This window comes from Hydrogenophaga sp. (assembly GCF_041633695.1).
Taxonomy (GTDB): domain Bacteria; phylum Pseudomonadota; class Gammaproteobacteria; order Burkholderiales; family Burkholderiaceae_C; genus Hydrogenophaga.
Genome location: NZ_JBFJMY010000556.1, coordinates 1 through 2,452, shown reverse-complemented (window position 1 = coordinate 2,452; position 2,452 = coordinate 1). Strand labels below are relative to the sequence as shown.

Here is a 2,452-nt window from a genome sequence, read left to right as displayed (position 1 = left end):
GGCCGCGCGACCGGCGTACCTGTTGGAAGGTCAGCAAACCCTCATGCGTGGGTTGGAGGGGACCGGGCAGCTCAAGCGCGCGATCGAATACCTGCCCAACGACGAGGAACTGGCCAAACGCAAGCGCGAGGGCAAAGGTTTGACGCGTCCCGAAAACGCGGTGCTACTGGCTTACGCCAAGCTCAACTTGTTTGACGAGTTGTGTGCCAGCGCCTTGCCGGACGATCCGTTTTACGCCAAGGTGTTGCAGACCTATTTTCCACAGGTTCTGAACCAGACCTACCCCGGCTTCGTGGCCCAGCATGCGTTGAAGCGCGAAATCATCGCCACCTGCGTGACCAACGCAGTCGTCAACCGCATGGGAGCGACTTTCGTCCATTTCCTGGCCAACGAGGCGTCGTGCAACGCTGCCGATGTGGTCGGTGCCTACACCCTGGCGCGCGAGGTGTTCGATCTGGAAAATATCTGGGACCGTATCGATGAGCTCGATGGCAAGGTGCCCACGTCGCTGCAACTGGGTTTGCTCGCGCAGCTCAGCGCCATCGCCCAACGCGCCAGCCGCTGGATGCTGCGCCACCGTGGCCAGGGCGATCTGCCCAGCATGATTGCGCGCTACCAGCCCGCCGCTGCCCAGTTGCGGGCGCACATCGATCAATGGTTGCCGGCCGAAGCCCGCGACCAGTGGCAGGCCGCCAGCGCCGAACTGGTGCAAGCCGGTGTCGATGCACAACTGGCCGACGACCTGACCGTGCTCGACCATCTTTACCCGGTGCTCGATCTGGTGGATGTGGCCGCCAAAGGCGACAGTTCGCTTGAACAAGCCGCAAGAACCTACTTTGGCGTGGACCATGCGCTCGATCTGGGCCAGTGGCGCGCGATCATAGCCAAGCTGCCCACAGACACCCTGTGGCAAACCCAGGCCCGCGCCAGCGCGCGCGACGACGCCTATTCGATCACCAGCCAGATCGTGCAGTGGTTGCTGGGCGAGAAGCAAACGCTGGAGCAATGGCGGGAGCACCACGGCAAAACCATCGACCGCGTCAACACCATGCGCGAAAGCATCGCAGGGGCCGCACCCGACCTGGCGCCTGTGTCGGTGGCTTTGCGCGAGTTGCGTCAGCTGGTGTGATCTGGCGCTTCAGGCCGCCAGTTTGAAGCCGCCATCTGCATGTGGCGCGTCGCTCACACGGTGAACTGAAGCGCCGCCAGGCCTTCGTAAACACCGCCGCGCGCCACCAGTTCGGCGTGCGTGCCTTGTTCCACCAAGCGGCCGTGGTCGAGCACCACGATGTGATCGGCTTTTTGCACCGTGGCCAGGCGGTGGGCAATCACCAGCGTGGTGCGGTCCTTCATGGCCGATTCCAGTGCCGCTTGCACCATGCGTTCGCTTTGGGCGTCCAGCGCACTGGTGGCTTCGTCCAGCAGCAGCAAGGGCGGGTTCTTCAGCATGGCGCGCGCGATGGCGATGCGCTGGCGCTGGCCACCGGAAAGCCGCACGCCGCGCTCGCCCAGAAAGGTGTTGTATTGCTCGGGCAATTGGGCAATGAATTCGTCCGCGAAAGCGGCTTCGGCGGCGGCCTTGACTTCGGCATCGGTGGCGTCGGGCCGACCGTAGCGGATGTTTTCCAGCGCGCTGCTGGAGAAAATCACCGGGTCTTGCGGCACGATGCCCACGCGGTCGCGCAAGGTTTTCAAATCCATCTGGTTGATGGGCACGCCGTCGAGCTCGATGCTGCCCAGCTGCGGATCGTAGTAGCGCAACAGCAGACCAAAGACGGTGCTTTTGCCCGCGCCGCTCGCGCCCACCAGCGCCACCGTCTGGCCGGGTTGCACGAACAGGCTGAAGTCGTCGAGCGCGGCCTGGTTGGGCCTGGACGGGTAGTTGAAACCCAGCTTGTGGAAGGCCACCGCGCTGCCGCCTTCGGGTGCGGGCGCATCCACCGGTTGCGCGGGCGATTGCACCGGCGACTGGCTGGCCAGCAGCTCCATCAGGCGCTCGCTGGCGCCGGCGGCACGCAGCAAATCGCCATACACCTCGCCCAGCACCGCAACGGCGCCGGCCAGGATGATGATGTACACCACCGTTTGCCCCAGGTGCCCGGCCGTGATCTCGCCCGCCAGCACCGCCTGTGTGCCTTTGAACAGCCCCCAGAGCAGCAGGGCCGATGTGGTGATCATGATGAAGGCCACCAGGCCCGAACGGGCCAGCGTGCGCTTGATCGCCGTTTTGAACGCGCTTTCGGTGGCGGTTGAAAAGCGTCCGGCCTCGCGGTCTTCGGCGGTGTAGCTCTGCACCACGGGGATCGCGTTTAAGACCTCGGCGGCGATCGCGCTGGCATCGGCCACACGGTCCTGGCTGGCACGCGAGAGCTTGCGCACACGCCGACCAAACCACATGCTGGGCAGCACCACCAGCAGCAGGATCAGCAACACCTGGGTCATCACATAGGGG

1 protein-coding gene and 1 pseudogene are annotated in these 2,452 nt (G+C 64.6%); one reads left to right on the top strand and one right to left on the bottom strand.

Translation table 11 applies throughout. From position 1 onward, the window contains the following. Window positions 1–1,129, top strand: a pseudogene (locus ABYB95_RS21610) (NAD-glutamate dehydrogenase); the annotation flags it as partial. A gap of 53 nt (window positions 1,130–1,182) precedes the next feature. On the opposite strand, the gene ABYB95_RS21605 reads toward ABYB95_RS21610, so the two are convergent. Beyond that, the coding region (locus ABYB95_RS21605; protein WP_372661798.1) for an ATP-binding cassette domain-containing protein at window positions 1,183–2,452 on the bottom strand (1,270 nt) is incomplete at its 5' end.